The following is a 21,914-nucleotide window of genomic DNA, read 5'->3' as shown; positions in this document are numbered from 1 at the left end:
TGAGAACGACGATGACAGGTTCTAGCTGTATCTGACAAAGATCGATGCCTACCTATCCAATCTTTCAGACCGCAACCAAGAAAGTTCGCGTCAAACCTATTTAGAAAATTACATGACTTGTCGAAAAAAGCGCGCCGCGATCATCTGTGTGCTGATTGCTACCGGTGTAACCGCAGGTTGGTTGAGCTTTAATTTTGCGCTCGATTATCTGCTCGGCGGGAGGATGTTCGGATGAAAAAGAGCGTTTGGCGTGTGCTCTATCTTCTGGTGTTCTTGTTGTCGTTTGGCCTTGGCATTGCGTTGACAGCCATATCGGGCGGTGAGTTTGGAGGGTTTCGCAAAGTCGACTGGAATGAGTCCGTGGGTTCCATCGAAACGGACATCGCCTACGGCAGCGGTCCATTGCATAAGTTCGATCTGTACCTTCCCGCCAATCGCGACCGCGCCACTAAGCTGGTCGTCTACGTCCATGCCGGTGGCTTCACCGGCGGAGACAAGGCCGACGATGCAAACATCGCAAAGTTCTTAGCCTCCAAGGGTTACGTGGCCGCGACCATCAACTACTCTTTGAGCGGCAACGGCAACGGCAACGGCAACGGCAACGGCAACGGCAACGGCAACAATGCCAACGTCAGAACGATGGCCGATGATGTCAAGCAGGGCGTGGCGTCGATTGTGCAGGCCGCCAAGAGCCGCGGCTATCCCGTGGATGCCATGGCCATCGGCGGTGGCTCGGCCGGCGGGGCGCTGGCGATGATCTATGCCTATCGGGAAGCCGAGCATGCGCCTGTGCCAGTCAATGCCGTGATCTCGCTGGTCGGCCCGGCGGCGTTCGATCCCATGGCGTGGTTCGGCATCGACGATGACTTCGCCTCCGACGAAACGGCCACATCGGGCGCCGCTTTCGTCTCGATCATGACTGGCGAGCCAGTGAGCGCGGAGATGATGCGCTCGGGCACGTACCGGAATGTTCTGAAGTCGATCACGCCCACAGCGCTGGTCACCCCAGCCGCGCCGCCGACACTGGTGGCCTTCGGTGCGTTGGACAAGGTGGCCCCCTTCGCTGCGAGCACCGGCCTGCTGCAGGCGCTCGAGCGCCAAGGCGTTCCTCACGATGCGCTCGTATTTCCCAATTCCGGGCATGGACTCAATCGAGATCCGAAAATGTCAAAGGTCCTGGGGACGAAGATCGACGAGTATCTTGATCGTTATCTTCCTCTTGACTGAGAAATCGCATCGGCAACTCACCCTCCCAGTCTGCCAAATTTGCTTCGGCAACGCGTTGTTGAGCGCCAGCGTGACGGCGCTGTTGCGGCCTACGCGAACTGCAAGAAGCAGCAAAGGAATAATTCCTGGCCTTTGTCGCCGATGCCGAGCTGGGGACTTGGTATGGCGTCTATCCCGCAGGAGCCAATCTGCACTGGCCGCACCCTACCATGCTAGTTTCAAGCGCGGCACCTCGAACAGTGTGCTGGTGCTGTTCAACGGTGGCGGCGTGAGCGTCAACCCGGGGACGGCGGCCAGTCCGAATACCCGCTATTTCAACACCGCGGATGGGCACCTAACGATTCTTGGCGCAGCGCTGCTCTAGGTCAACCCCCCTTGAACGCAGGAGCGGCAGACGTGGGCAGAGTTGAGAGCTGAACCATATGTGTTTGACGCCTGCATCCGCCAGCGGAGTGCCAATTCACTGGTGCGGGTTAGCCGCCTGGGGCCGCTTTTGGCCGACGCCCTTGTTCGACAAGCCCAGCCGGAGGTCTGCAACGAGCACGGAGCTGACGAAAGGGAAGCACGCCCAGTGACTGCTTCGCTACGGCTTGCAGACCAATAGTATCTCAACCCTGGACTTCCGCTCTTGGCCGACTGTAGCCTCTGGACGAAGTCGAGAGAAGGGCCCGAAGCTGAGTGCCGGGCCTTGCCCAAAGCAGACGTCGAACCTAAGCGTACAAGTGCCGGAAGAACGCGCGCAGGGCAGCTTTCGACCGCGCTCCATCCGCCTGGTCATCGGGTCGAGGCGGCAGTGCGCAGGCGGCGTGGTACAGGTCTGCGAGGTGTTCGCTGCATCGCCGAACCTTCAGAGCGTCGTCGCCCCTAACGTAGGTGGCGCGCAAGTCAAACCGAGCAAACTCTTCGGCTTCTCGGAAGACGTACCCCAACTGCTGTGTTCGGAACTCCGCCTCAATGGCGGCGAAGGTCGCTTCTCTATCCACTATTTTCATCTGGTGCGTCCGCTCTCGGCCGAGGCCCGTCGATAGAGCGCGAACCACGATGGGCTACCTATTCTGAGCGGAGGGAATCTCGAAGACATCGCCGTTTGTGGGTGTCGCAGCCTCATGGTAGATGTCGTATAGGTACTGGGACAGCTCGGCGGGGGCCAAATCGGACGGGATCGCGAGGCTTGCCGGCCTTCGCTTGCCCTCGTTTCCCACCAAGTACGCAGTCCAGGCTTCCCCCACCCGCTCGACGGCAATAATTCGACCGAACAAATTGAAGCGGCAGAGCATGGATTCGTTCCCTTCAAGCTGGCCAGCGGACACGGGCAACTTTTGGCCCGATCGTGATCCTCGAAGCAGCGGGTGGCACCTAAGAGAGATGCTGCGCTCCGCGCTGCAGCGCCGAAGCAACAGCAGGGATGCCCCTCCAGGGGGCACATACCGTCGTCGACCAAAGTGCTTTCAAAGCTCGGTTTGCTCCGATATATCGAGCGCGTCATCTACATCGATGCCGAGATACCGCACGGTTGATTCGAGCTTGGAATGGCCGAGTAGAAGTTGCACGGCGCGGAGATTCTTGGTCCTGCGGTAGATGAGCGTCGCCTTGGTGCGACGTATGGAGTGCGTTCCGTAGTCTGCTGGATCAAGGCCGAGCCGTTCGACCCAATGATGCAGTATTCGGGCGTACTGGCGGGTGCCAAGATGAGGGGATCGGTGCAGCCGACTGGGGAACAGGAAGTCTTCGGATCTCAGGCACCTCGCCTTGATCCAGGACTGAAGTGCCTCGCGCGTGGCGGCCGTCATCTCAAACTGCACAGGACGCCGCGTTTTCTGCTGCATGACAACGGCACGCGAAGCGACTTGGTCGCCGTGGCAGACGTCGCGGACTTTGAGTGCGACGAGGTCACATCCGCGCAGCTTGCTGTCGATCCCGAGGATGAGCAGCGCGAGTTCTCGTGTTCGATTCTCCATCTGAAGGCGTACGCGCAGCGCCCAAATATCTTTGGGCTTGAGCGGTGCCTTCTGACCGACGATCTTGCCATTGTTCCAGGGTTCGCGGTTAACAACGGGGGCAGCGGCTTCCATGATGGTCTCCCATCGAGTGGATGGGTCATGAAGATGCTCCTTCCTGATGCTGCTGTCCACGAGTGACCATGTGGGCTGCATATGGTCTTGCAAGTGGCCAGCGTCCGTTCTTGATCGAAGCCGTCCTTCGTGGCTGGGCAGGCGAGCGACAGCAATCAGTCTGAAGCTGCCCCTCGGCACCGCACCGGCAGCTATGCAGCGAAAGCCGCCCCTCGTGGGGAAAATCATGATGACTGCGACCTGATGCAATGAGGGCATTCGTGAAAGCCCTCTGGTGCGCCGACTTGCGCGATCATGCCATCACTCTGCAGACTGGGTCGTGATTGCCGCAGCCACTCTAGCAATCGGCCTAGTTGGCCGAAAGACGCGGGGCATTGGCGATCGTCCGGTCGAACAGTCCCGGCCGTACGAGCGTCAATGAACGCCGACCGGGGCTGCTGCAAGTCCTGTTGCCTGAACTGTCCTGACCGAAACTCTCTCCTCGGCAGTGAACCATCTCCATGTTGGTCGGGCAGCACGTTCCAGCAGGACCGGTATGCCTACTTCCAGAACGCTGTCATCGAACTCGAAGTACAGGCTGTCGACCGCGCGCGCCACGACAAAAGTCAGGATCGGCTCGTGTTCGCCGAACTCCAGTTCCTGTCGGCCACCTGCATCCGCATGTAGCGCGGCCACGAGTGGGTCGACAAGAAACTGCTTGAACAGCCGGAAGGTTCGTCTGACCAGCAAGTCCTTCCCCTTTTCGAACCGACGATAGACCCGGTCATCCCTGTCGCGGGTCTGGTAGTACATGTGCAGTTCATCGCCGACAACGCTGAACGTGATGGCGGGATCGGCCATGGTGACTGCTTCTCAGTGAGCGGCCTCAGGCGGCGTGCTCCAGAGCCTCTCGAGGTCGACGTCCTCGCTGGCTGGCTGCTTGTGGCTGGGCAGGCGATCCACCTGGATCACCATCGGCAACTCGAAGGCCGTGCCGGTTACGACGCAGCAGCCCTGGGAGAGGCCTGGAATGAGGCTGCGAGACAAAGCGTCCAGCGTCGAGATGGTGTTCTCGACAAGATAGAGATCCCGGTCATTTACCAGCCTGTGGATGAAGAAGTTATGTAGCTGCGAGACGATGGTGGGAGAGATGTCGGCTGGTCGCTGGCTCGCGATTGTGATGAACATGCCGAACTTGCGGCCCTCCTTGATGATTTCCTCGAATTGCTCCAGCCGGTAGTCCTTCCAGCTCTCTGCCTCGCGCGCCGACTGGTCAGACAGGATGTTGTGCGCCTCATCGACGATGAGGTGGATTGTGCGGTCTGGCGGGTTGGCAACCGTGGTCTTGTGGCTGTTGTAGAAGTGTTTGGCGAACAGCAGCGGGAGGACCTTCTTGATCTCGTTGTTGCAGCGTCGCATTGAGATGACCGTCAGCAGTCGCTCGACGGGAGGAACGTCCGAGATAGTCAGCACCTTGCGCAGGCTAGCAAGCGACGACTCTACGCGCTTGAGTAGCGGTTGGATGTGCTCGAACTGCACGTAGCCCGCGTTCAAATCGGAGATCAGCTGAAGATTGACCCGCAGCACGAGCTGATCGAAGTCATCGAGGCCCTGGGCATCCAGCGTATCCACGATGGGCGCGATATGTGCGTTGTACTGGGCGCCGTCCGGGTCGATGAACGCGCCGTGATAATTGAAACGGCCATTGCGATACCAGGTGACGTGGCCCAACATATTGAGTATGTCCTGGTTTCCCATCCGCTTGGCCACCGTGCGCATCAGGTCTAGCGTCGCCGGTTTAACCTCTCCGGCGCAGAATGACTGCCGAAACTTGGCTTTGGCATACGCTGCCAGTGACGCGAGGTTCACACCGAAGCGTTGCTTACCTGTGATGACCCTGTTGAGAAAGGGGCGCTGCGTGTTGGCGGTGGCCTGGAACATTAGTGCCATAGTCTCGAGCTCCCAGAATTCCTGCGGTGCCAGGGGAAATCTCGCCTTCGGATCGTTCGGGTCGGGGTTGGTCAGGGTAGAGAGTTGGTAGACCGTCTTGCTGGCCGCCGGTGCCAGTTGCTCGCCGCCGTACTCGCCGTTGAAATCCAGGATGACGAACCGGCTCTTCCCTTCGATCAGCGGCAGCTTCTTGTCGAAGAGCACCGTGTACAGCTTGGCCAGGGTGTTGGACTTGCCGCTGCCGGTGTTGCCGAAGATGCCAACGTGGCTGTTGAACAGGCGCCGCCACGGCAGCCCGACAGCAATCTCTTCCTTGAGCATCCGCCCGATCCTAAAGTCGCCATCAGTCTTGCGATCGAAGATCGACCTGATCTTCTCCTCAGGCATCAGGTAGGCCGCATCTTGGATCATGGGCAGGTACTTGATGCCCTGTGTAAAGCCGGCACGGTCGAAGTAGCCTATCGGCCTAGCCTCGACCTTGCGCACGAAGGTCTGCTTTCCGTCCTGCAGCTCCGTGCGGCCCTCGTCCAGAAACTCGCCTTCAACTATGCAAATGATGTCGCGGAAGCCCCGCTGAATTGACAGGTACTCGCGGATCGACACCCCCTTGTACTTGTCGCCCTCGAAGAACAGGGTCTCCTTGCTTGACTGCTCGTCGATCTTCAGAACCACCTTGGTGCCATGGACCGCTATGACCTCGCCGACCCGGATGCTCATGCCGGCACTCCAGCGCCGCCGGCTTCGGCGTGGGCAGCGGCGGGAGCCGTGGCCGCCAGGTCTGTCGCATCCGGCCACGCCAGGACCTTCTCGTTGAAGGCGGTGAAGTTCATCACTCCATCGTCGAGCTGCAGGCACTTGACGCTACGGTAGCCCTTGAACTTCTGCTCCATCGATGTACGTTCTAAGCTGTTGAAGCAGCAGATGAACACTTGCAGCCGCGGGTTCGACAGCGAACGTATGACGAGGTTGAGGATGTGCTCGTCAGCGAACGAGAAGCCGAAGGTGATCAGGACAGCGTTGGGCTTCTCCAGCTCATAGCTGAGCAGGCGTAGCATCTGATAGTAGTGCTCCTCATAGACCGTCTCGTGGAACTTCCACTTGGTCGGATTCACGATGGGTATTAGCTCGTACTTGGCCCAGAACGCATTCAGCGTGTCGTCGGTGAAACCTGTGTCGGGCAAATCGTCGAGCGTGGCCGCCGGGTTGTTCAGCGCATCCGAAAACGGCTGCAGCAGCGCCCGAGCGTCGGCATCCAGCAAGTCCTCCCTCTCCTTCAGGTCGTAGTCGACCTGGATCGCCGCCTCCAGCTTGCGCCAGTAGACCGAACCGTGCAGATGGATTAGGTTTAGCTGCGGGACACTACTCTGGTAGCGCCCGAAGACGCCGGCGTGGCAGAGGTAGGCCCCGAAGTTCCGGGCCTGCACGATGCGACGCATAAACCCTCTAGCGCCGTCGTTCAGTACGAAGTCAATGTTGCCGTCCTTGATGAGAGCGTCGGCCACGAGGGGAAAACAGCCGTCGTAGTTGGTTGTAAACACGTTGCAGCGCCTGTCCATCGCCTTTCGTCGCTTCACCATCTCCAGCGCCGTGAGCAGGAAGGTGCGGTAGTTTTTGATGACCGTTGCGCCAGGCTCGGCGGTCACAGCGTCCAGCCGTAGCATTTCCGCCGGTCGGATGCAGTTAGCGTAGTAGTACATGAACAGCGGGATTAACCGCCGGTCCTTCTCGCGCTCGAACTTGGTTGCCAGTTCTTCGACGCTGTAGCGACGATCTTCAACGCCCGTCTGCAGCTGCAATTGGAGAGTCGGAAGTAGGCCGAAGGAGGCCCCTGATCCGAACAGGAAATTGATGTCTTGGTTGTAGATGTCTTCTATTGAGATCACTCGCCTGTCCCTCGTGCTCTTGTTGGAGCCCGAAATACTGCCACATCCGCACTTGCAATGGCCGATGGACTCGGAAAGCTTGATGCTCTTGAGGCCCCAACAGAGTACAACGAAGCAATCTTGCCCGTATTGCTGAGCTTTCCACTGTCCGCGTTTCCTAGCAGCAGTCATTCATCGGCTAACGGGTGTCCGGCCGCTTTCAGTCTGAAACGGCCATCCCACTCTAGGCTTCGCTCCAGCAGGTTGTTCCGATCACCTTCGATAGCCACCATGAGCGGCAACGATCTCTTAACGGTTGCCACTATGCAAACGCCGTCGTCGCCGTCTTCCGAGCGAAGCCCCGCCCTGCCGCACCCTGGTGCCGCACGGTACAGTGACCTCCCGCAGTTCCCGTCCAACGCCCCGCTGCCTTTCCGCCGCACGATCCGCCGCCACGAACTGCACCAGATCGTTCCCCTGGCCGAGACCACCATCTACGAGATGGAGCAGCGCGGCGAATTCCCCCTACGCTTCCGCCTCACCCCCCGCTGCGTCGTCTGGGACTTAGAAGAAGTCGAGGCCTGGATCGAATCTCGCAAGCAGGACTCGCGATCAGCGAAGCTCCGCACTCCCATTGGCCCCGACGTGAGGCAGCGCCAGTACCGCCCGGTGAGATAAGACCGCCGCACACCGCAAGGGTACACAGCGTCCGCCCTAACGTGTACGCGCCGGCATAACCTGTATCACCTTGGCAGTGGCAAGACCCATCGCACCATCTGCACGCACGCACGGCCGCGTCTGGCCACCAGCCGGGTGACTGTCCTCGCCCCCTCCCCTGCTGACGTCTGCACCTGCAGTTGCAGAGGCCGGGCGCGCAGCGCGTTGGCCAGCCACGCGAGCGCGTCCGCGATCAGCCTTGCGTCCTCTGCATAGTCATGCACAGGCAGCCAGGCCAAATCGATACCCACCTAGCGCGCGACGAGGCTGATGGAGTAGCCGTGCGCGCTCAGCCAGCGGGTGGAGACCAGGCGCGTATCGCCCAGTTCAGCCGTCAGGCGGTTCAGCTTTCCGGGATTCTGATCACTCATGGCGAGCAAAATGCCGCTTTCGTGAACTCTCGCCGAGCTTCCGCGGTTTAAATAAGCCATGAAAAGATCACCTTGAGTGACTTTCAGCAACGAAAGCAAATCGACCGCCGTGCTCCGGCCGCCGGCTCGAAGAGATCGATCGTGTGACCCTCCCCCCTATAACGTCGCACTGAGGACCGGCACCACCACGTTGTCCGGCAGCAGCTTCGGCACATGGGTGCGCCCATCGATCCAGGCATCGACCATGTCCGCCCACTCCTGCAGCATGTGGCGCCGCTGCTCGGCGTACTCGGCCTTGTTGTAGACCGAGCGCGAGGAGCGCCCTTCCTCGTGCGCCAGGCACTTCTCGATCCAGTCCCCGTTGAAGCCTACCTCATTGAGCAGCGTGGAGCCCGTGCGGCGCAGGTCATGCACCGTGAACGGCTCCAGCGGCAGACCGGCCGCCTTGGCACGCTCGACAATGAGCTGGGTCACCCGGTTCAGGGTCGCGTGCGACATGGAGCGCGTGGGCTCGTAGCGCGAGGGCAGCACGAACTTCGATCCGGCCGCACATGTGTGCAGCGCCACGAAGATGTCCAGCGCCTGCCGCGACAGGTAGACCACGTGCGGGTTGCGGCCCTTCATGCGCTGCTTCGGGATCGTCCACGTGGCTTTCTCGAAATCCACTTCGCTCCAGGTCGCCTCGATCAGCTCGCTCTTGCGTACCAGCGTCAGCAGGACCATGCGCAGGGCCAGCCGAATCGTCGGGTAGGTCGCGATGGACTCCAACTGGTGGAAGGCCAGCCGGATCTCGGCCGGCGACAGCGCCCGGTCCTTCGGCACGAAGGTCGCGATCGACGCCGCGCCCACGTCGTTGGCCGGGTTGTCCACCTTCTCGCCGTGCAGGATGGCGAACGCGTAGACCTGCTTCACGATGTCGCGGACATGGACTGCGGTGGCGGGCGCGCCGCGCGCCTTCACCTTGCCGCACAGCGCGCGCAGGTCATCGGCGCTGATCTCGGTGAGCAGTCGATTCCTGAACGCCGGCAGGATGTCCCGATCGACGATGTGCTTGCGCATCGCTCGGGTGCTGTCGGCCATGCGCGCGTCGGCCATCCAGCGCAGCGTCATGTCGCCGAAGTTCTGACCAGCGGACAGGCGGCGCTTCTCGCGCTGCTTCTCCATTGCCGGGGACCGGCCCTCGGCGATGGCCCGCTTGGCGTCCAGCAGCTTCTCGCGGGCCATGGCCAGCGTGATGCCGGCCGGCCCATAGCGGCCGATGGTCAGGGTCTCCCGGCGGCCGTTGAGACGGTAATCGTAGCGGAACGCGATAGTGCCGGCCGGCGATACCGTCACATACATACCGTCACGGTCGGAAGCCTTGTAAGTCAAGGACTTAGGCTTGAGGTTGCGCAGCGCGGTGTCGGTGAGCATCGAGGTTTTCCTCCTGTTCAAGACGGTTTTTACCGTCAAGGGCTAGGAAACCTGTCGATGCCCGGAAACCCGCATGGATACTGAGTTCCGGAGGTGCTTTTTACCGTCAAGACGGAAAAAGCGCCGATCATCAATGAGTGGGTCTGAGACCGGATCGGAAATTGACCGTCAGCTTTACCGCCAACTTGTTCTGCTGGCCGGCGATAGGCTCCGATAGCTGCCGTGACATATTTGCTTCTGAATCAACACGTTACGACGACTTCTGGATAGCTGACGATAGTCTCCGAAGAACCCGATTTCACTCCCACTCGATCGTCGCCGGCGGCTTGCTCGACACGTCGTAGGTCACCCGGTTGATGCCGCGCACCTCGTTGATGATGCGGCTCGACACCTTCTTGAGCAGCGCGTAGGGCAGCTCGGCCCAGTCGGCGGTCATGAAGTCACTGGTCTGCACGGCGCGCAGGGCCACCACATAGTCGTAGGTGCGGCCGTCGCCCATCACGCCCACGCTCTTGACCGGCAGGAAGACGGTGAAGGCCTGGCTGGTAAGGTCGTACCAGCTCTTGCCCGTGGCCTCGTCGCGGAAGTTGCGCAGCTCCTCGATGAAGATCGCGTCGGCACGGCGCAGCAGGTCGGCGTACTCCTTCTTTACCTCGCCGAGGATGCGCACGCCCAGGCCGGGGCCGGGGAAGGGATGGCGGTACACCATCTCGGGCGGCAGGCCCAGCGCCACGCCCAGTTCGCGCACCTCGTCCTTGAACAGGTCGCGCAGGGGCTCCAGCAACTTCAGGCCGAGCTGTTCGGGCAGGCCGCCGACGTTGTGGTGGCTCTTGATGGTGACGGCCTTCTTGCTCTTGGCGCCGCCGGACTCGATCACGTCCGGATAGATGGTGCCCTGGGCCAGGAAGGTCGCGCCCTTGTGGCCGCCGGTGCCGGCCTTGAGCTTGGCGGCCTCGGCCTTGAAGACCTCCACGAACTCGCGGCCGATGATCTTGCGCTTCTGCTCCGGGTCGCTCACGCCCTGCAGATGGCCCAGGAACTGCTCGCTGGCATCGACGTGGATGACGCGCGCATGCAGCTTGCCGGAGAACATCTCCATCACCATCTTGCCCTCGTCCAGGCGCAGCAGGCCGTGGTCGACGAAGACGCAGGTGAGCTGGTCGCCGATGGCGCGGTGGATCAGCGCTGCAGCCACGGAGGAGTCGACGCCGCCCGACAGGCCCAGGATCACTTCCTCGTCGCCCACCTGCTGACGGATGGCCTCCACCGCCTCGGCGATGTGGTCCTTCATGACCCAGTCGGGCTGGGCCTGGCAGATGCCGAGCACGAAACGCTCCAGGATCGCCTTGCCCTGCTGCGTGTGCGTGACCTCGGGGTGGAACTGCACCGCATAGAACTTGCGGGCCTCGTCGGCCATGCCGGCTATCGGGCAACTGTCGGTGCTGGCCATCAGCTTGAAGCCGGGCGGCAGCTCGCTCACCTTGTCGCCATGGCTCATCCAGACGTTGAGCATCCCGTGGCCGTCATCGGTGGTGAAGTCGGCGATGTCGCGCAGCAGCTCGGTGTGGCCACGCGCGCGCACGGCCGCGAAACCGAACTCGCGCTTGTGGCCGCCCTCGACCTTGCCGCCCAGTTGGTGCGCCATGGTCTGCATGCCATAGCAGATGCCCAGCACCGGCACGCCCAGTTCGAAGACGGCCTGCGGTGCCTTGTCGGTGGTCTCTTCGTACACGCTGGCATGGCTGCCCGACAGGATCACGCCCTTGAGCGAACCATCGGCCGCGTATTGGCGCACCCATTCGTCGGTCACATCGCAGGGATGCACTTCGCTCAGCACATGGGCTTCGCGCACGCGGCGGGCGATCAGCTGCGTGACCTGCGAGCCGAAGTCGAGGATGAGGATCTTGTCGTGTTGCATGGTGGGCTCCGAAAGAAGGGAGATGCGGCCGCGTGGGCGCCGCGTCAGGTCAGGTCGGTGATGACGGGATGGTCCAGTTGAAGGCAGGCGCGGTGCAGCGCAGGCGCCATGGTGACCAGCGGCGCCTTGAGGTCGACGGCCAACTTGAGGTAGGCCGCATCGTGAGGGCCGAGCTGCATCGACTCCGCCCAGGTCCAGAACTCCAGCGGCGAGATGCGCATGGGCGCCAGGGCCACCGGCAGCCGGCTCAGCAGCCGCAGCACATGCTGGTGGACGGCCGTCGTGAACCGGCCGGTGGCCAGCGCGCAACCGGTGGCCTGGAGCACATCGAGCGGGAAGGTGGCGGCGCTGGTGGCGCTTTCTTCCTCGGTCATGACGCGGATCAGCGCCTGCGACACGCGGTCGCTGCCTTCGGCCGGGAAGGCCCAGCGGGTGAAGGCCGAGGCGTCAATGACCAGCATCGTCGTCCTTCGGGTGCTCGGCGGTGGGAAGGTCGCTCTTGACCCACGACCCCGTGCGCGCTGCCTGGGCGGCCTCGTGCTGCTGCCACAGCAGGTCGAAGCCAGCGCCCTGCTCCACTGCCGTCGCGGCCACCTTGGCGCGCAGGGCCTGCAGCTCTGCCACGATGGCCTGGCGCCGCGCCTCGATGCTGGGCTGCACCGACTCGGGCTCCTTGATCAGCCGGATCACCCGCTTGCCGTGGCGCGTCAGCACGACCTCCTCGCCGTTCTCGACGGCGCGGATCAGTTCGGAAAGCTGGCTCTTGGCTTGGTGGATGGGGACGGTGTGCATGTCGAATCTGGCCCGTCTATGGAGAATTCGGACCATATTCTAACCGGCGAAGAAAAAAGGGCCAGAACAATCTGGCCCTTTTTAGCACGCAGCTGGATCACTCGGCCCGGTAGTTGGGCGCTTCCTTGGTGATCTGCACATCGTGCACATGGCTTTCGCGGATGCCGGCCGCCGTGATTTCGACGAACTCGGCCTTCGACTTCATCTCGTCGATGGTGGCGCAACCGCAGTACCCCATCGAGGCGCGCAGGCCGCCGGCCATCTGGTAGACGATGGACAGCATCGACCCCTTGTAGGGAACGCGGCCTTCGATGCCTTCGGGCACCAGCTTGTCAGCATTGGGGTTGCCCGTGCTCGACTCCTGGAAGTAGCGGTCGGCGCTGCCCTGCTGCATCGCACCGATGGAACCCATCCCGCGATAGCTCTTGTAGCTGCGGCCCTGGAACAGGATGATCTCGCCCGGCGCCTCTTCGGTGCCGGCAAACATGCCGCCCATCATCACGGTGCTGGCGCCGGCCGCGATGGCCTTGGCGATGTCGCCCGAGTAGCGGATGCCGCCGTCGGCGATCAGCGGAATGCTGTCGCCCAGCGCTGTGGCCACGTTGTCGATGGCCATGATCTGCGGCACGCCCACGCCGGCCACGATGCGCGTGGTGCAGATGGAACCCGGGCCGATGCCGACCTTGACCGCATCGGCCCCCGCCTCGGCCAGCGCCTTGGCAGCCGCGCCGGTGGCGATGTTGCCGCCGATCACATCGACCTGCGGATAGTTCTGCTTGACCCAGCGCACCCGCTCGATCACGCCCTTGCTGTGGCCGTGGGCGGTGTCGACCACGATGGCGTCCACGCCGGCCTTGACCAGGGCCTCGACACGTTCCTCGGTGCCTTCGCCCACACCCACCGCCGCGCCCACGCGCAAGCGGCCCGATGCGTCGCGCGCGGCGTTCGGAAAACTGGTCTGCTTGGTGATGTCCTTGACGGTGATCAGGCCCTTGAGCTCGAAGTCATCGGCCACGACCAGCAGACGTTCGAGCTTGTGCTTGTTCAGCAGCGCCTTGGCCTCGGCGGGCGAGGTGCCTTCGCTCACCGTGATGAGCTTGGCCCGTGGCGTCATGATCTCGGTGACCGGCACGTCGTAGCGGGTCTCGAAGCGCAGATCACGGCCGGTGACGATGCCGACGACCTTGCCGCCGTCGATCACCGGGAATCCGGAAATGCCCAGCTCTTCCGACAACTGCAGCACCTGCAGCACCGTGTGCTGGGGCGTGATCACGACCGGGTCGCGTAGCACGCCGGATTCGTAACGCTTGACCTTCGCCACCTCGGCCGCCTGCTGCTGGGCCGTGAGGTTCTTGTGCACGATGCCGATGCCACCTTCCTGGGCGATGGCAATCGCCAGGCGGGCTTCGGTCACGGTGTCCATCGCCGCCGAAACCAGGGGCAGGTTCAGCTGGATGTTGCGGGAAAGGCGGGTCTTGAGGGAGGCGTCCTTGGGCAGGACCTGGGAGAACGCAGGCACCAGCAACACATCGTCGAAGGTGAGCGCTTTGCCGAGAAGGCGCATGGTGAAGCTCCAAAAGACGGATTGTAACGAGCCGCCATTGCTGCCACTACACTGGCCGGATGAGACCCGCAACCTGCGTCCTGTTGGCCCTGCTGGCAATGCCGCTGGCCGCCCAAGCCCAGTGGCAATGGATCGATGGCAACGGACGCAAGGTGTTCAGCGACCGCCCGCCGCCCGCGGATGTTCCGGCGCGCAACATCATCGGCCGGCCGGCAGGCGGCGGCGGCGCAAGCGTGCCGGCGATGGCTGCGCCCCAGGCCCCCGTCCCCGCTGCGCCCGCCTCCGCGCCACGCGTGGACCGGGCTCTGGAAGAAAAGGCCCGTCAGGCCGAAGAGGCCGAGAAGACCAAGCGGGCAGAGGCCGAGGCCAAGGCCGCCAAGGCCAGGCAGGACAACTGCGCCCGCGCCCGCCAGGGGCTGGCCACCCTCGACAGCGGCATCCGGATTGCCCGCGTCAATGGCCAGGGCGAACGCGAGATCATGGACGACGCCGCACGCGCGGGCGAACAGCGACGGCTGCAGGGCGTGGTCCAGAGCGATTGCGTGGCGCGCTGAAGTCCGCCGCAGGGATGCGCCACCGGCGCATCGGCGTCCGCGCGGGCGAAGCGCGAGCCCGTGGGCCTCAGTAGCCCGCCTTGGCGCCCTGCCGTCGCTTGGCAAACAGCCCGGCCGTCCGCGAACCTTGCCGTTGAAAGCGTTCGCGCCGCGCCACCTTCGGGTCCACCAGCAGAGGCCGGCACAGCTCGACACGGTCTCCAGGACGCAATGGCGTCTCCCAGGTCACCGCTCGCCCCCAGATGCCAGGGCTGGCTTCATGGGCCCAGGCGGGCCACTGCTCGCCCACGGCGCTTGCGGCGGCCGCCTCGCGCACCGTCGAGCCTTCGGCAACTTGCAACCGCTGCTCGCCCACCTGTCGCGGCGCGGCAGACCAGCACACGACGATGTCGATCATGCGGCCGGGCCGCCCTCGCCGTAGACCTGCTCGGCCCGTTTGACGAAAGCCTCGACCAGCGTCGATGCGATCTTGTCGAACACCGGCCCCACCAGCGCCTGCAGCGCGAAGTTGTCGAAGCCGTAGTTCAGGTCCAGCGTGACGCGGCAGGCCCGTTCACCCTCCTGGCCGACGGGGGCGAACTTCCAGATGCCTTCGAGTTGCGAGAACGGCCCCTTGACGAGCTTGAGTTGCACCTCGCGGCCGGGCACATGGGTGTTGCGCGTGGTGAAGCTTTGGCGGATGCCGCCGAAGGCGAGGCCGACTTCGGCCGTCATGCCTGCCTCGTCCTGCTCGATCACCTGGGCCCGATCGCACCAGGGAAGGAACTCGGGGTAGCGGGCCACATCGGTCACCAGGTCATACATCTCGGTGGCGCTGTACCAGATCAGGACGGACTTATGGACACTTTTCATAGAATCTGCACGTGTGTGCGGGCCGATTGTAGGAATGCCATGCGCCCCCAAATGGAATCCACATGGCCAACAAAAAGCAGGACAACACCAATCCCCGTATCGCCGACAACAAGAAGGCGGCGTACAACTACTTCTTCGAGGAGCGTCACGAGGCCGGCATGGTGCTCGAAGGCTGGGAGGTCAAGGCACTGCGCGAAGGCAAGGTGCAACTGACCGACGGCTACGTGATGATCCGCGACGGCGAGATGTTCATCGTCGGCTGCCAGATCAACCCCCTCAAGAGCGCATCGACCCACGTCAACCCCGACGCCATCCGCACCAAGAAGCTGCTGCTGCACAAGGAAGAGATCCGACGCCTGACCGGCAAGGTCGAGCAGAAGGGCTACACGCTGGTGCCGCTCAACCTGCACTGGAAGGCCGGCAAGGTCAAATGCGAGATCGCCCTGGCCAAGGGCAAGGCCGAGCACGACAAGCGCGACACCATCAAGGACCGCGAAGGCAAACGCGAGGTCGAGCGGGCGCTCAAGGTGCACAACCGCTGAGGCGGCCGGACGGGCGGATGCGCGCCAGCGCGAATCCAGCGGGTAGGCACCGCGCCTACACATTTTTTTCGACCCGCCTGGAATAAACCGCGATGCGCTGGCGTTCATGCAGTCAATGAGCGCCTCCCACGCCATCGTCGGCCAGATCCCCGCCCTGCGGCGCTACGCCCGCGCGTTGACGGGCGATGCCTGGGCCGCCGATGACCTGGTGCAGGACACGCTGGAACGCGCCTGCCACAAGTGGTCGCTGTGGACGCCGGGCACCGACCTGCGGGCCTGGCTGTTCACCCTGATGCACAACCTGCACGCCAGCCAGCTGCGGCGGGCGCCGGCACCTGCGGTGGATATCGACGCGCTGGAAGCGGAACCCGCGGCCATGTCCGCGGCAGCCGACGGATCGCTCGACCTCCAGCGCTGCCTGTTGCTGCTGCCCGACGAACAGCGTGCGGTCCTGCTGCTGGCTGCGCTGGAAGACCTCTCCTATGCCGAGATCGGCCGCGTGCTCGGCGTGCCCATCGGGACTGTGATGTCGCGGCTGTCCCGCGCCCGCGAGCGGCTGCGCCAGCTCATGGACGGCCATCCGCCCGAGCGTGCCGGCACAGGCCCCAGCGGCCGCCCTGCCCTGCGGCGCCTCAAATGAGCCCACGACCCGCGCCATGAACCGCCCCGCCCCGCCACCAACGCACCATTCTCCTGACGAGGAATGGGATCGCCTGCGCCAGCAGCTGCGGCAGCTTCACGCGCCGGTGCTGGAGGAAGCCCCGCCCCCCGGCCTCCTGGCCGCCGCCAAGGCATTCGAAGAAGCCGTGGCGCGCAAGCGTCGCCAAGCCCAGGCGCTGCGATGGAGCGGCATGGCCGCCGCCGTCGTGCTCGCCTTCGGCGCTGGCTGGTCGGCCAATGGACTGCAAGGTGCCACCGGCGGGCACACCATGGCCGCAACCCAGGCGCCGCCCCTGCACAGCTTCGTCCGCGAAGCCGCCGTGGCCTACAGCCTCTACGTGCCCGAGAAGCGCCATCCGGTCGAGGTCGGTGCCGCCGAGGAACAGCACCTGGTGCAGTGGCTGTCGCGCCGGCTGGATCGGCCCCTGAAACTGCCTGACCTGGCATCGCAAGGCTACGCGCTGGTCGGCGGCCGCCTGCTGCCGGGCACGGCGGGCGCGCGGGCGCAGTTCATGTACCAGAACGCCGAAGGTCAGCGCCTGACGCTCTACCTCGGGCAGCTCGATGCCGGCACACCCGAAGCCAGGGGCGCCGCCTTCCGCTTCGAAGCCGGCCCACAGCTGTCGACCTTCTATTGGGTGGACGACGGCTTCGGCTATGCGCTGAGCGCGCCCCTCGGCCGCGACCGCCTGCTTGCGCTGGCGCAAACAGTCCATGGGCAGCTGTGAGGCAGGCACCGAATTCGCCCTGCGCCTACGCGCCAGGCCCCGCCCCCCTTCCTACACTCGTCCCGCTGTCTTTCGTTCAACCAGGAGAACCGCATGATTGCCATGAAGAAGACCACCCTGATCGGCGTGCCCGCCCTCGCACTGGCCGCACTGCTCGCCGGCTGCGCCACCACCCCGGCGCCCGACATGCCCACCCGCACCGTGGACGGCGTGCTGATCGGCCCGAACGGCAAGACGCTCTACACCTTCGCCCGCGATGCGCAGAACAGCGGCAAGTCGATGTGCAATGCCCAGTGCGCCACCAACTGGCCGCCGCTGATGGCCCCGGCCGATCCCAAGCCCATGGGCGGCTACACCATCGTGATGCGCGATGACGGCAGCAAGCAGTGGGCCTACAACGGCTGGCCGCTCTACTACTGGTCGAAGGACGCCAAGCCGGGCGACCGCACCGGCGAAGGCATGCTCAACGGTGCGTGGAAGGTTGCCCGTCCTTGAGACGAGGCTGAGAAGCGCCGTGGTCGCACTTGAAGGGCGACCAGGGCGCCAAAAGCACGAAGGGGGCATTCCGCCCCCTTTTCTTTTGCTGCGCGCTCACACCGCGCCAGTGAGGATCAACGCGGCCCACGCGCTGCGCGCCAACCCAGCCATTCGTTGGCCACCAGCGCACCGATCACCAGCAAGCCGCCGCTGAACACCGTCGGCGCCGGCACCTCGCCCGCCCCGACCCAGGCGAGTGCGATGCCGAAGAGCACTTCCAGCAGGGCCAGCAGCGCCACCTCGGGCGCCTTGAGCACGCCCGCGGCCATCATCGACAACATGCAGGGAATGGCGAGCTGGAACACGCCCAGGAAGCCCAGCAGCGCCAGGTCGCGTCCGCTGGCCGTGAAGGGCCAGGCCAGCGGCAGCGTGCAGGCGGCCGAGATGGCAGCCCCGATGAGCACGGCTGGCAGGAGATCGACGTCAGCCCCGCTGGCATGAGCCTGCTGCACGTTGGTCCAGTGGCAAGCCCCGGCGATGGGCACGCACAGGGCCACCAGCGTGCCCGCCAGCGCGCCGTCGTCGCCGATCTGCGCGCCATACATCCAGGCGATGCCCGCACCGGCCACGGCAATGGCCGCCCAGGTGCGCGCCGGCAGGCGGTGGCCGATGAAGAGGCGCGCTGCCAGGGCCGCGAGCAGCGGCCCGGTGGCCAGCGTGACCAGCACGTTGGCCGTCGTGGTCAGCGTGAGCGCCACCATGAAGGCGGTGAACATCACGCTCCAGCAGGCGCCGGAGATCCAGAGGTGACGTCCGCCCTCGCGCAGGCTGCGCCAGAGACCACGCCCGCGCCACGCACCGAGGATCAGCACCATGGCCAGCAGCGTGAAGAAGCTGCGCCAGAAGGTGACCTCGAAGCTGGCCGCCCGCTCCAGCTGGCGGGTGACGACGCCGGCCGTCGCCCACATGAGCGTGACCAGCACCATCAGGGCCACGGCGCGGCCATGCGTCAGGCCGCGCCGCGCCGAGCGCGCAGGATCAGGCTTCGCGGCTGGCGCGCTTCCGCTCATGTTCCTTCAGGAAGCGCTTGCGCAGGCGGATGCTCTTGGGCGTGATCTCGACCAACTCGTCGTCCTCGATGAACTCGACCCCGTATTCGAGCGTCAGGTCGATGGGCGGCGTGATCTTGATCGCGTCTTCCTTGCCGCTGACGCGGAAGTTGGTCAGCTGCTTGGTGCGCGTGGCGTTGACCACCAGGTCGTTGTCGCGGCTGTGGATGCCGACGATCATGCCTTCGTACACCGGATCGTTCGCCTTCACGAACATGCGGCCACGGTCGTCCAGCTTGCCCAGGGCGTAGGTGAAGATTTCACCGTCGTCCATGGAGATCAGCACACCGTTCTTGCGGCCGCCGATGTCGCCCTTGTGCGGCTCGTAGCTGTCGAAGATGTTGCTGATGAGGCCCGAGCCGCGCGTCAGGTTCAGGAACTCGTTGGTGAAGCCGATCAGGCCGCGCGCCGGAATGCGGTACTCCAGGCGCACGCGGCCGCGACCGTCCGGCTCCATGTTGACCAGCTCGCCCTTGCGCTCGCCCAGGGCCTGCATCACGCCGCCCTGGTGGCCTTCCTCGATGTCGGCCGTCACCAGCTCGATGGGCTCATGCTTCTCGCCGTCGACGGTCTTGAAGACCACGCGCGGCTTGGACACGGCCATTTCATAGCCTTCGCGGCGCATGTTCTCCAGCAGGATGGTCAGGTGCAGTTCGCCGCGGCCCATGACCTCGAACACGCCCTCCTCGTCCGTCTCGTTCACGCGCAGCGCGACGTTGTGCTGCAGTTCCTTCTGCAGGCGGTCCCAGATCTGGCGGCTGGTCACGAACTTGCCTTCGCGGCCGGCCAGCGGGCTGGTGTTGACGCAGAAGTTCATGGTCAGGGTGGGCTCGTCCACCTTGAGCATCGGCAGCGGCATCGGGTTGGCCGGGTCGGTCACCGTCACGCCGATGCCGATGTCGGCGATGCCGTTGATCAGCACGATGTCGCCCGGGCCCGCTTCGGTGGCCTGCACGCGGTCCAGGCCCTGGAAGGTCAGCACCTGGTTGACGCGGCCCTTGTAGCTCTTGCCGTCCGGGCCTTCGCACACCAGCACGTCCTGCATGGGCTTGAGCGTGCCCTGGCTGATGCGGCCCACGCCGATGCGGCCCACGAAGGTGGAGAAGTCCAGCGCCGAGATCTGCAGCTGCAGCGGCGCCGACGGATCGCCCTTCTGCGAAGGCACATGCTTGAGCACGGTGTCGAACAGGGCCGACATGTCGGGGCCCCACTGCTCGCCCGGTGCGCCCTCTTCCAGGGAGGACCAGCCATTGATGCCCGAGGCGTACACCACGGGGAAGTCGAGCTGCTCGTCCGTCGCGCCCAGCTTGTCGAACAGGTCGAAGGCGGCGTTCACCACCTTGTCGGGGTTGGCGCCGGGCTTGTCCACCTTGTTGACCACGACGATGGGCTTGAGGCCCAGGGCCAGCGCCTTCTTGGTCACGAAGCGCGTCTGCGGCATCGGGCCTTCCTGCGCGTCGATCAGCAGCAGCACGCCGTCCACCATGGACAGCGCCCGCTCGACCTCGCCGCCGAAGTCCGCGTGGCCGGGGGTGTCGACGATGTTAATGTGGGTGCCCTTCCAGCTCACGGCGCAGTTCTTCGCCAGGATGGTGATGCCCCGTTCCTTTTCGATGGCGTTGTTGTCCATCACCGTGTCGACCACCTTCTCGTGGTCGGCAAAGGTGCCGGACTGGCGCAGCAGCTGGTCCACCATGGTGGTCTTGCCGTGGTCGACGTGGGCGATGATGGCGATGTTGCGGATCTGTCGGGTCATGGTGTCGTTACCTCCTGCGAGGGCTCAAGTGACTTTGAATGGGTTTGCAATAGGGTCTGCTGGATTTCGAGCGGGCTCAGCAGTCGCCCGGGAATCAATTCGCCGGCCTTTACATGGGCACTGCCCAGGAAGGCTTTGGGCTGTGCGCCAAAGACGGCCACAGCCTCGGCATCGGGCCAGTGGCCACGCCGGCGCATGCCGGACAGGAAGCGACCAGCATCCTCCGTGCCCAGCGTGACGGGCACATGGCCGCCGACGAGCGCTTCGGTGGGCAGCAGCACTTCCAGGCGCTGCACGTCGTCCATGGCCTCCAGCGCCTGCAGCGACACGCACTGCGGCGCCGAGAAGGGCCCGGTGCGCGTGCGGCGCAGGGCCGTCAGGTGGCCGCCGCAGCCCAGCGCCGCGCCGATGTCAGCGCCCAGCGTTCGGATGTAGGTGCCTTTGGAGCACTGCACCGCCAGGCGCAGGAAGGGCTCTGGCCCCTCCAGCTGAGCCTCGAGCAGCGTCAGCGCATGGATCACGACCGCGCGCGGCTCGCGCTCCAGCACGATGCCTTCCCGGGCGTATTCGTAGAGCGCCTTGCCGTCCTTCTTCAGGGCACTGTGCATCGGCGGCACCTGCGAGATAGGTCCGCGAAAGCGCACCAGCACGGCCTCCACCTGCTCGGCCGTGCAATGGACCGGCTGCTCGCTGGTCACCTCGCCCTCGGCATCGCAGGTGCTCGTCGTGCGGCCCAGGCGGACCGTCGTCTCGTAGCACTTGTCGGCGTCCAGATGCAGCTGGCTGAACTTGGTCGCGGCGCCGAAGCACAGCGGCAGCACGCCGGTCGCGAGCGGATCCAGCGTGCCGGTATGGCCGGCCTTTTCGGCGCGCAGCAGCCATTTGGCCTTCTGCAGCGCCTGGTTGCTGGACAGGCCCAGCGGCTTGTCGAGCAGCAACACCCCATGCACAGGGCGCCGCTGCACCCTGACACGGGATGGCGACGTCATCGGTCTACTCTTCTTTCGAGCGCGAAGACACCGCCTTGGCGATCAAGGCGTTCATGTCCGCCGCACGCTCGGTGGTGCGGTCGAACACAAAATGCAGCGTCGGCACGGTGTGGATGTGCAGCCGCTTGAACAGGCCGTTGCGCAGGAAGCCGGCGGCCTGGTTCAAGGCCTCCTGCGTCTCCTGCGGATCACCCACCAGCAGGCTGAAGAAGACCTTGGCGTGGGCATAGTCGGGCGTGACCTCGACGGCCTGCAGGGTGACCATACCCACGCGCGGATCCTTCAACTCGCGGGCGATCAGTTCCGACAGATCGCGCTGGATCTGGTCCGCGACCTTGAAGCCGCGGTTGGGGACGGATGACTTCTTCGCTGGCATGGCGTA

The 21,914-nt window shown here is 64.3% G+C and carries 23 protein-coding genes and 1 pseudogene; 7 read left to right on the top strand and 17 right to left on the bottom strand.

The features are described 5' to 3' along the window. Positions 1–231: 231 nt before the first annotated feature. Complete coding sequence (locus L0984_RS14105; RefSeq protein ID WP_234194248.1) at positions 232–1,227, top strand: alpha/beta hydrolase family protein; 996 nt, start codon at positions 232–234, stop codon at positions 1,225–1,227. Positions 1,228–2,273: 1,046 nt separating this feature from the next. Here L0984_RS14105 and L0984_RS30085 read toward each other — a convergent pair. From L0984_RS30085 to L0984_RS14080, 5 genes are all read right to left on the bottom strand, one after another. Then, entirely contained in the window at positions 2,274–2,504 is a 231-nt protein-coding gene (locus L0984_RS30085) for a DUF7661 family protein (protein ID WP_234194247.1), read from the bottom strand. Between the two features lie 171 nt (positions 2,505–2,675). Beyond that, positions 2,676–3,299, bottom strand: coding sequence for a tyrosine-type recombinase/integrase (locus tag L0984_RS14095; protein ID WP_234194246.1), 624 nt, complete (start codon positions 3,297–3,299; stop codon positions 2,676–2,678). A 414-nt stretch (positions 3,300–3,713) separates the two neighbouring features. Beyond that, the gene (locus tag L0984_RS14090) at positions 3,714–4,139 is read right to left on the bottom strand and encodes a hypothetical protein (RefSeq protein WP_234194245.1); all 426 of its coding nucleotides are present in this window, start codon (positions 4,137–4,139) and stop codon (positions 3,714–3,716) included. Between the two features lie 12 nt (positions 4,140–4,151). After that, positions 4,152–5,945, bottom strand: coding sequence for an ATP-binding protein (locus tag L0984_RS14085; RefSeq protein ID WP_234194244.1), 1,794 nt, complete (start codon positions 5,943–5,945; stop codon positions 4,152–4,154). Continuing rightward, positions 5,942–7,111, bottom strand: a complete 1,170-nt coding sequence (locus tag L0984_RS14080) for a hypothetical protein (protein ID WP_234194243.1) — start codon at positions 7,109–7,111, stop codon at positions 5,942–5,944. Before L0984_RS14080 ends, L0984_RS14085 begins: the two co-directional genes overlap by 4 nt. A 303-nt stretch (positions 7,112–7,414) precedes the next feature. Here L0984_RS14080 and L0984_RS14075 point away from each other — a divergent pair, with 303 nt between their 5' ends. Further along, the gene (locus L0984_RS14075) at positions 7,415–7,768 is read left to right on the top strand and encodes a helix-turn-helix transcriptional regulator (protein WP_234194410.1); all 354 of its coding nucleotides are present in this window, start codon (positions 7,415–7,417) and stop codon (positions 7,766–7,768) included. A 293-nt stretch (positions 7,769–8,061) separates the two neighbouring features. On the opposite strand, the pseudogene L0984_RS30080 reads toward L0984_RS14075, so the two are convergent. The 6 genes and pseudogenes from L0984_RS30080 to guaB form a co-directional block, all read right to left on the bottom strand. Beyond that, a pseudogene (locus L0984_RS30080) lies at positions 8,062–8,178 on the bottom strand (type IV toxin-antitoxin system AbiEi family antitoxin domain-containing protein); the annotation flags it as partial. Positions 8,179–8,334: 156 nt separating this feature from the next. Continuing rightward, positions 8,335–9,591: a tyrosine-type recombinase/integrase gene (locus L0984_RS14065; protein ID WP_234194241.1), complete on the bottom strand. Its 1,257-nt coding sequence runs from the start codon at positions 9,589–9,591 to the stop codon at positions 8,335–8,337. 298 nt (positions 9,592–9,889) lie between these two features. Continuing rightward, on the bottom strand, positions 9,890–11,509 hold the full coding sequence (guaA, locus tag L0984_RS14060; protein ID WP_234194240.1) for a glutamine-hydrolyzing GMP synthase: 1,620 nt from the start codon (positions 11,507–11,509) through the stop codon (positions 9,890–9,892). 44 nt (positions 11,510–11,553) lie between these two features. After that, positions 11,554–11,970 (bottom strand): type II toxin-antitoxin system VapC family toxin, encoded by a 417-nt coding sequence (locus L0984_RS14055; RefSeq protein ID WP_234194239.1) that lies wholly within the window; start codon positions 11,968–11,970, stop codon positions 11,554–11,556. Beyond that, complete coding sequence (locus L0984_RS14050; RefSeq protein WP_234194238.1) at positions 11,957–12,301, bottom strand: type II toxin-antitoxin system Phd/YefM family antitoxin; 345 nt, start codon at positions 12,299–12,301, stop codon at positions 11,957–11,959. The genes L0984_RS14055 and L0984_RS14050 overlap by 14 nt, the downstream gene beginning before the upstream one ends. Before the next feature lie 97 nt (positions 12,302–12,398). After that, a complete protein-coding gene (gene guaB / locus L0984_RS14045) occupies positions 12,399–13,865 on the bottom strand; it encodes an IMP dehydrogenase (RefSeq protein WP_234194237.1) in 1,467 nt (488 codons plus the stop codon). 59 nt (positions 13,866–13,924) lie between these two features. Here guaB and L0984_RS14040 point away from each other — a divergent pair, with 59 nt between their 5' ends. Further along, positions 13,925–14,419, top strand: coding sequence for a DUF4124 domain-containing protein (locus tag L0984_RS14040; RefSeq protein ID WP_234194236.1), 495 nt, complete (start codon positions 13,925–13,927; stop codon positions 14,417–14,419). Between the two features lie 67 nt (positions 14,420–14,486). Here L0984_RS14040 and L0984_RS14035 read toward each other — a convergent pair whose 3' ends face one another. Both L0984_RS14035 and L0984_RS14030 read right to left on the bottom strand, forming a co-directional pair. Continuing rightward, complete coding sequence (locus tag L0984_RS14035) at positions 14,487–14,816, bottom strand: RnfH family protein (RefSeq protein ID WP_234194235.1); 330 nt, start codon at positions 14,814–14,816, stop codon at positions 14,487–14,489. Continuing rightward, complete coding sequence (locus L0984_RS14030) at positions 14,813–15,271, bottom strand: type II toxin-antitoxin system RatA family toxin (protein ID WP_234194234.1); 459 nt, start codon at positions 15,269–15,271, stop codon at positions 14,813–14,815. Before L0984_RS14030 ends, L0984_RS14035 begins: the two co-directional genes overlap by 4 nt. A 62-nt stretch (positions 15,272–15,333) precedes the next feature. Here L0984_RS14030 and smpB point away from each other — a divergent pair, with 62 nt between their 5' ends. The 4 genes from smpB (at position 15,334) to L0984_RS14010 (ending at position 17,696) form a co-directional block, all read left to right on the top strand. After that, the gene (gene smpB, locus L0984_RS14025; protein ID WP_017756946.1) at positions 15,334–15,813 is read left to right on the top strand and encodes an SsrA-binding protein SmpB; all 480 of its coding nucleotides are present in this window, start codon (positions 15,334–15,336) and stop codon (positions 15,811–15,813) included. A gap of 115 nt (positions 15,814–15,928) precedes the next feature. Next, entirely contained in the window at positions 15,929–16,453 is a 525-nt protein-coding gene (locus tag L0984_RS14020; RefSeq protein WP_234194233.1) for a sigma-70 family RNA polymerase sigma factor, read from the top strand. 16 nt (positions 16,454–16,469) lie between these two features. Beyond that, a complete protein-coding gene (locus tag L0984_RS14015) occupies positions 16,470–17,201 on the top strand; it encodes an anti-sigma factor family protein (RefSeq protein WP_234194232.1) in 732 nt (243 codons plus the stop codon). A gap of 93 nt (positions 17,202–17,294) precedes the next feature. Continuing rightward, positions 17,295–17,696 carry a COG4315 family predicted lipoprotein gene (locus L0984_RS14010; protein ID WP_017756943.1) on the top strand — a complete coding sequence of 134 codons (402 nt, stop codon included), beginning with the start codon at positions 17,295–17,297 and terminating at the stop codon, positions 17,694–17,696. Between the two features lie 116 nt (positions 17,697–17,812). Here the strand turns inward: L0984_RS14010 and L0984_RS14005 are convergent, their stop codons facing one another. Genes L0984_RS14005 through rbfA form a run of 4 tightly spaced genes read right to left on the bottom strand, consistent with a single transcriptional unit; the run spans position 17,813 to position 21,908 of the window. Further along, positions 17,813–18,748: a DMT family transporter gene (locus tag L0984_RS14005; RefSeq protein ID WP_370645975.1), complete on the bottom strand. Its 936-nt coding sequence runs from the start codon at positions 18,746–18,748 to the stop codon at positions 17,813–17,815. Next, on the bottom strand, positions 18,717–20,543 hold the full coding sequence (gene typA / locus L0984_RS14000) for a translational GTPase TypA (protein WP_234194231.1): 1,827 nt from the start codon (positions 20,541–20,543) through the stop codon (positions 18,717–18,719). Before typA ends, L0984_RS14005 begins: the two co-directional genes overlap by 32 nt. Beyond that, positions 20,540–21,532, bottom strand: a complete 993-nt coding sequence (gene truB, locus L0984_RS13995) for a tRNA pseudouridine(55) synthase TruB (RefSeq protein ID WP_234194230.1) — start codon at positions 21,530–21,532, stop codon at positions 20,540–20,542. The genes typA and truB overlap by 4 nt, the downstream gene beginning before the upstream one ends. 4 nt (positions 21,533–21,536) lie before the next feature. Next, positions 21,537–21,908 (bottom strand): 30S ribosome-binding factor RbfA, encoded by a 372-nt coding sequence (gene rbfA / locus L0984_RS13990; RefSeq protein ID WP_114804132.1) that lies wholly within the window; start codon positions 21,906–21,908, stop codon positions 21,537–21,539. Between the last annotated feature and the right edge of the window lie 6 nt (positions 21,909–21,914).

The sequence above is a fragment of the Pseudacidovorax sp. NFM-22 genome (assembly GCF_021401245.1).
In the GTDB taxonomy this organism is placed as follows: Bacteria; Pseudomonadota; Gammaproteobacteria; order Burkholderiales; family Burkholderiaceae_C; genus Xenophilus.
Note: the sequence above shows the minus strand (reverse complement) of the source record. Positions and strands in the feature narration are given on the sequence as shown.

Coding starts and splice junctions, on each gene's coding strand:
- L0984_RS14075 (WP_234194410.1), top strand. CDS start 7,415: ATGCAAACGCCGTCGTCGCCGTCTTCCGAGCGAAGCCCCGCCCTGCCG.
- L0984_RS14105 (WP_234194248.1), top strand. CDS start 232: ATGAAAAAGAGCGTTTGGCGTGTGCTCTATCTTCTGGTGTTCTTGTTG.
- L0984_RS14090 (WP_234194245.1), bottom strand. CDS start 4,139: ATGGCCGATCCCGCCATCACGTTCAGCGTTGTCGGCGATGAACTGCAC.
- guaB (WP_234194237.1), bottom strand. CDS start 13,865: ATGCGCCTTCTCGGCAAAGCGCTCACCTTCGACGATGTGTTGCTGGTG.
- L0984_RS14035 (WP_234194235.1), bottom strand. CDS start 14,816: ATGATCGACATCGTCGTGTGCTGGTCTGCCGCGCCGCGACAGGTGGGC.
- L0984_RS14065 (WP_234194241.1), bottom strand. CDS start 9,591: ATGCTCACCGACACCGCGCTGCGCAACCTCAAGCCTAAGTCCTTGACT.
- rbfA (WP_114804132.1), bottom strand. CDS start 21,908: ATGCCAGCGAAGAAGTCATCCGTCCCCAACCGCGGCTTCAAGGTCGCG.
- L0984_RS14050 (WP_234194238.1), bottom strand. CDS start 12,301: ATGCACACCGTCCCCATCCACCAAGCCAAGAGCCAGCTTTCCGAACTG.
- L0984_RS14005 (WP_370645975.1), bottom strand. CDS start 18,748: ATGAGCGGAAGCGCGCCAGCCGCGAAGCCTGATCCTGCGCGCTCGGCG.
- L0984_RS14030 (WP_234194234.1), bottom strand. CDS start 15,271: ATGAAAAGTGTCCATAAGTCCGTCCTGATCTGGTACAGCGCCACCGAG.
- L0984_RS14095 (WP_234194246.1), bottom strand. CDS start 3,299: ATGGAAGCCGCTGCCCCCGTTGTTAACCGCGAACCCTGGAACAATGGC.
- L0984_RS14055 (WP_234194239.1), bottom strand. CDS start 11,970: ATGCTGGTCATTGACGCCTCGGCCTTCACCCGCTGGGCCTTCCCGGCC.
- smpB (WP_017756946.1), top strand. CDS start 15,334: ATGGCCAACAAAAAGCAGGACAACACCAATCCCCGTATCGCCGACAAC.
- guaA (WP_234194240.1), bottom strand. CDS start 11,509: ATGCAACACGACAAGATCCTCATCCTCGACTTCGGCTCGCAGGTCACG.
- L0984_RS14015 (WP_234194232.1), top strand. CDS start 16,470: ATGAACCGCCCCGCCCCGCCACCAACGCACCATTCTCCTGACGAGGAA.
- truB (WP_234194230.1), bottom strand. CDS start 21,532: ATGACGTCGCCATCCCGTGTCAGGGTGCAGCGGCGCCCTGTGCATGGG.
- L0984_RS30085 (WP_234194247.1), bottom strand. CDS start 2,504: ATGCTCTGCCGCTTCAATTTGTTCGGTCGAATTATTGCCGTCGAGCGG.
- L0984_RS14040 (WP_234194236.1), top strand. CDS start 13,925: ATGAGACCCGCAACCTGCGTCCTGTTGGCCCTGCTGGCAATGCCGCTG.
- L0984_RS14085 (WP_234194244.1), bottom strand. CDS start 5,945: ATGAGCATCCGGGTCGGCGAGGTCATAGCGGTCCATGGCACCAAGGTG.
- L0984_RS14020 (WP_234194233.1), top strand. CDS start 15,929: ATGAGCGCCTCCCACGCCATCGTCGGCCAGATCCCCGCCCTGCGGCGC.
- typA (WP_234194231.1), bottom strand. CDS start 20,543: ATGACCCGACAGATCCGCAACATCGCCATCATCGCCCACGTCGACCAC.
- L0984_RS14010 (WP_017756943.1), top strand. CDS start 17,295: ATGATTGCCATGAAGAAGACCACCCTGATCGGCGTGCCCGCCCTCGCA.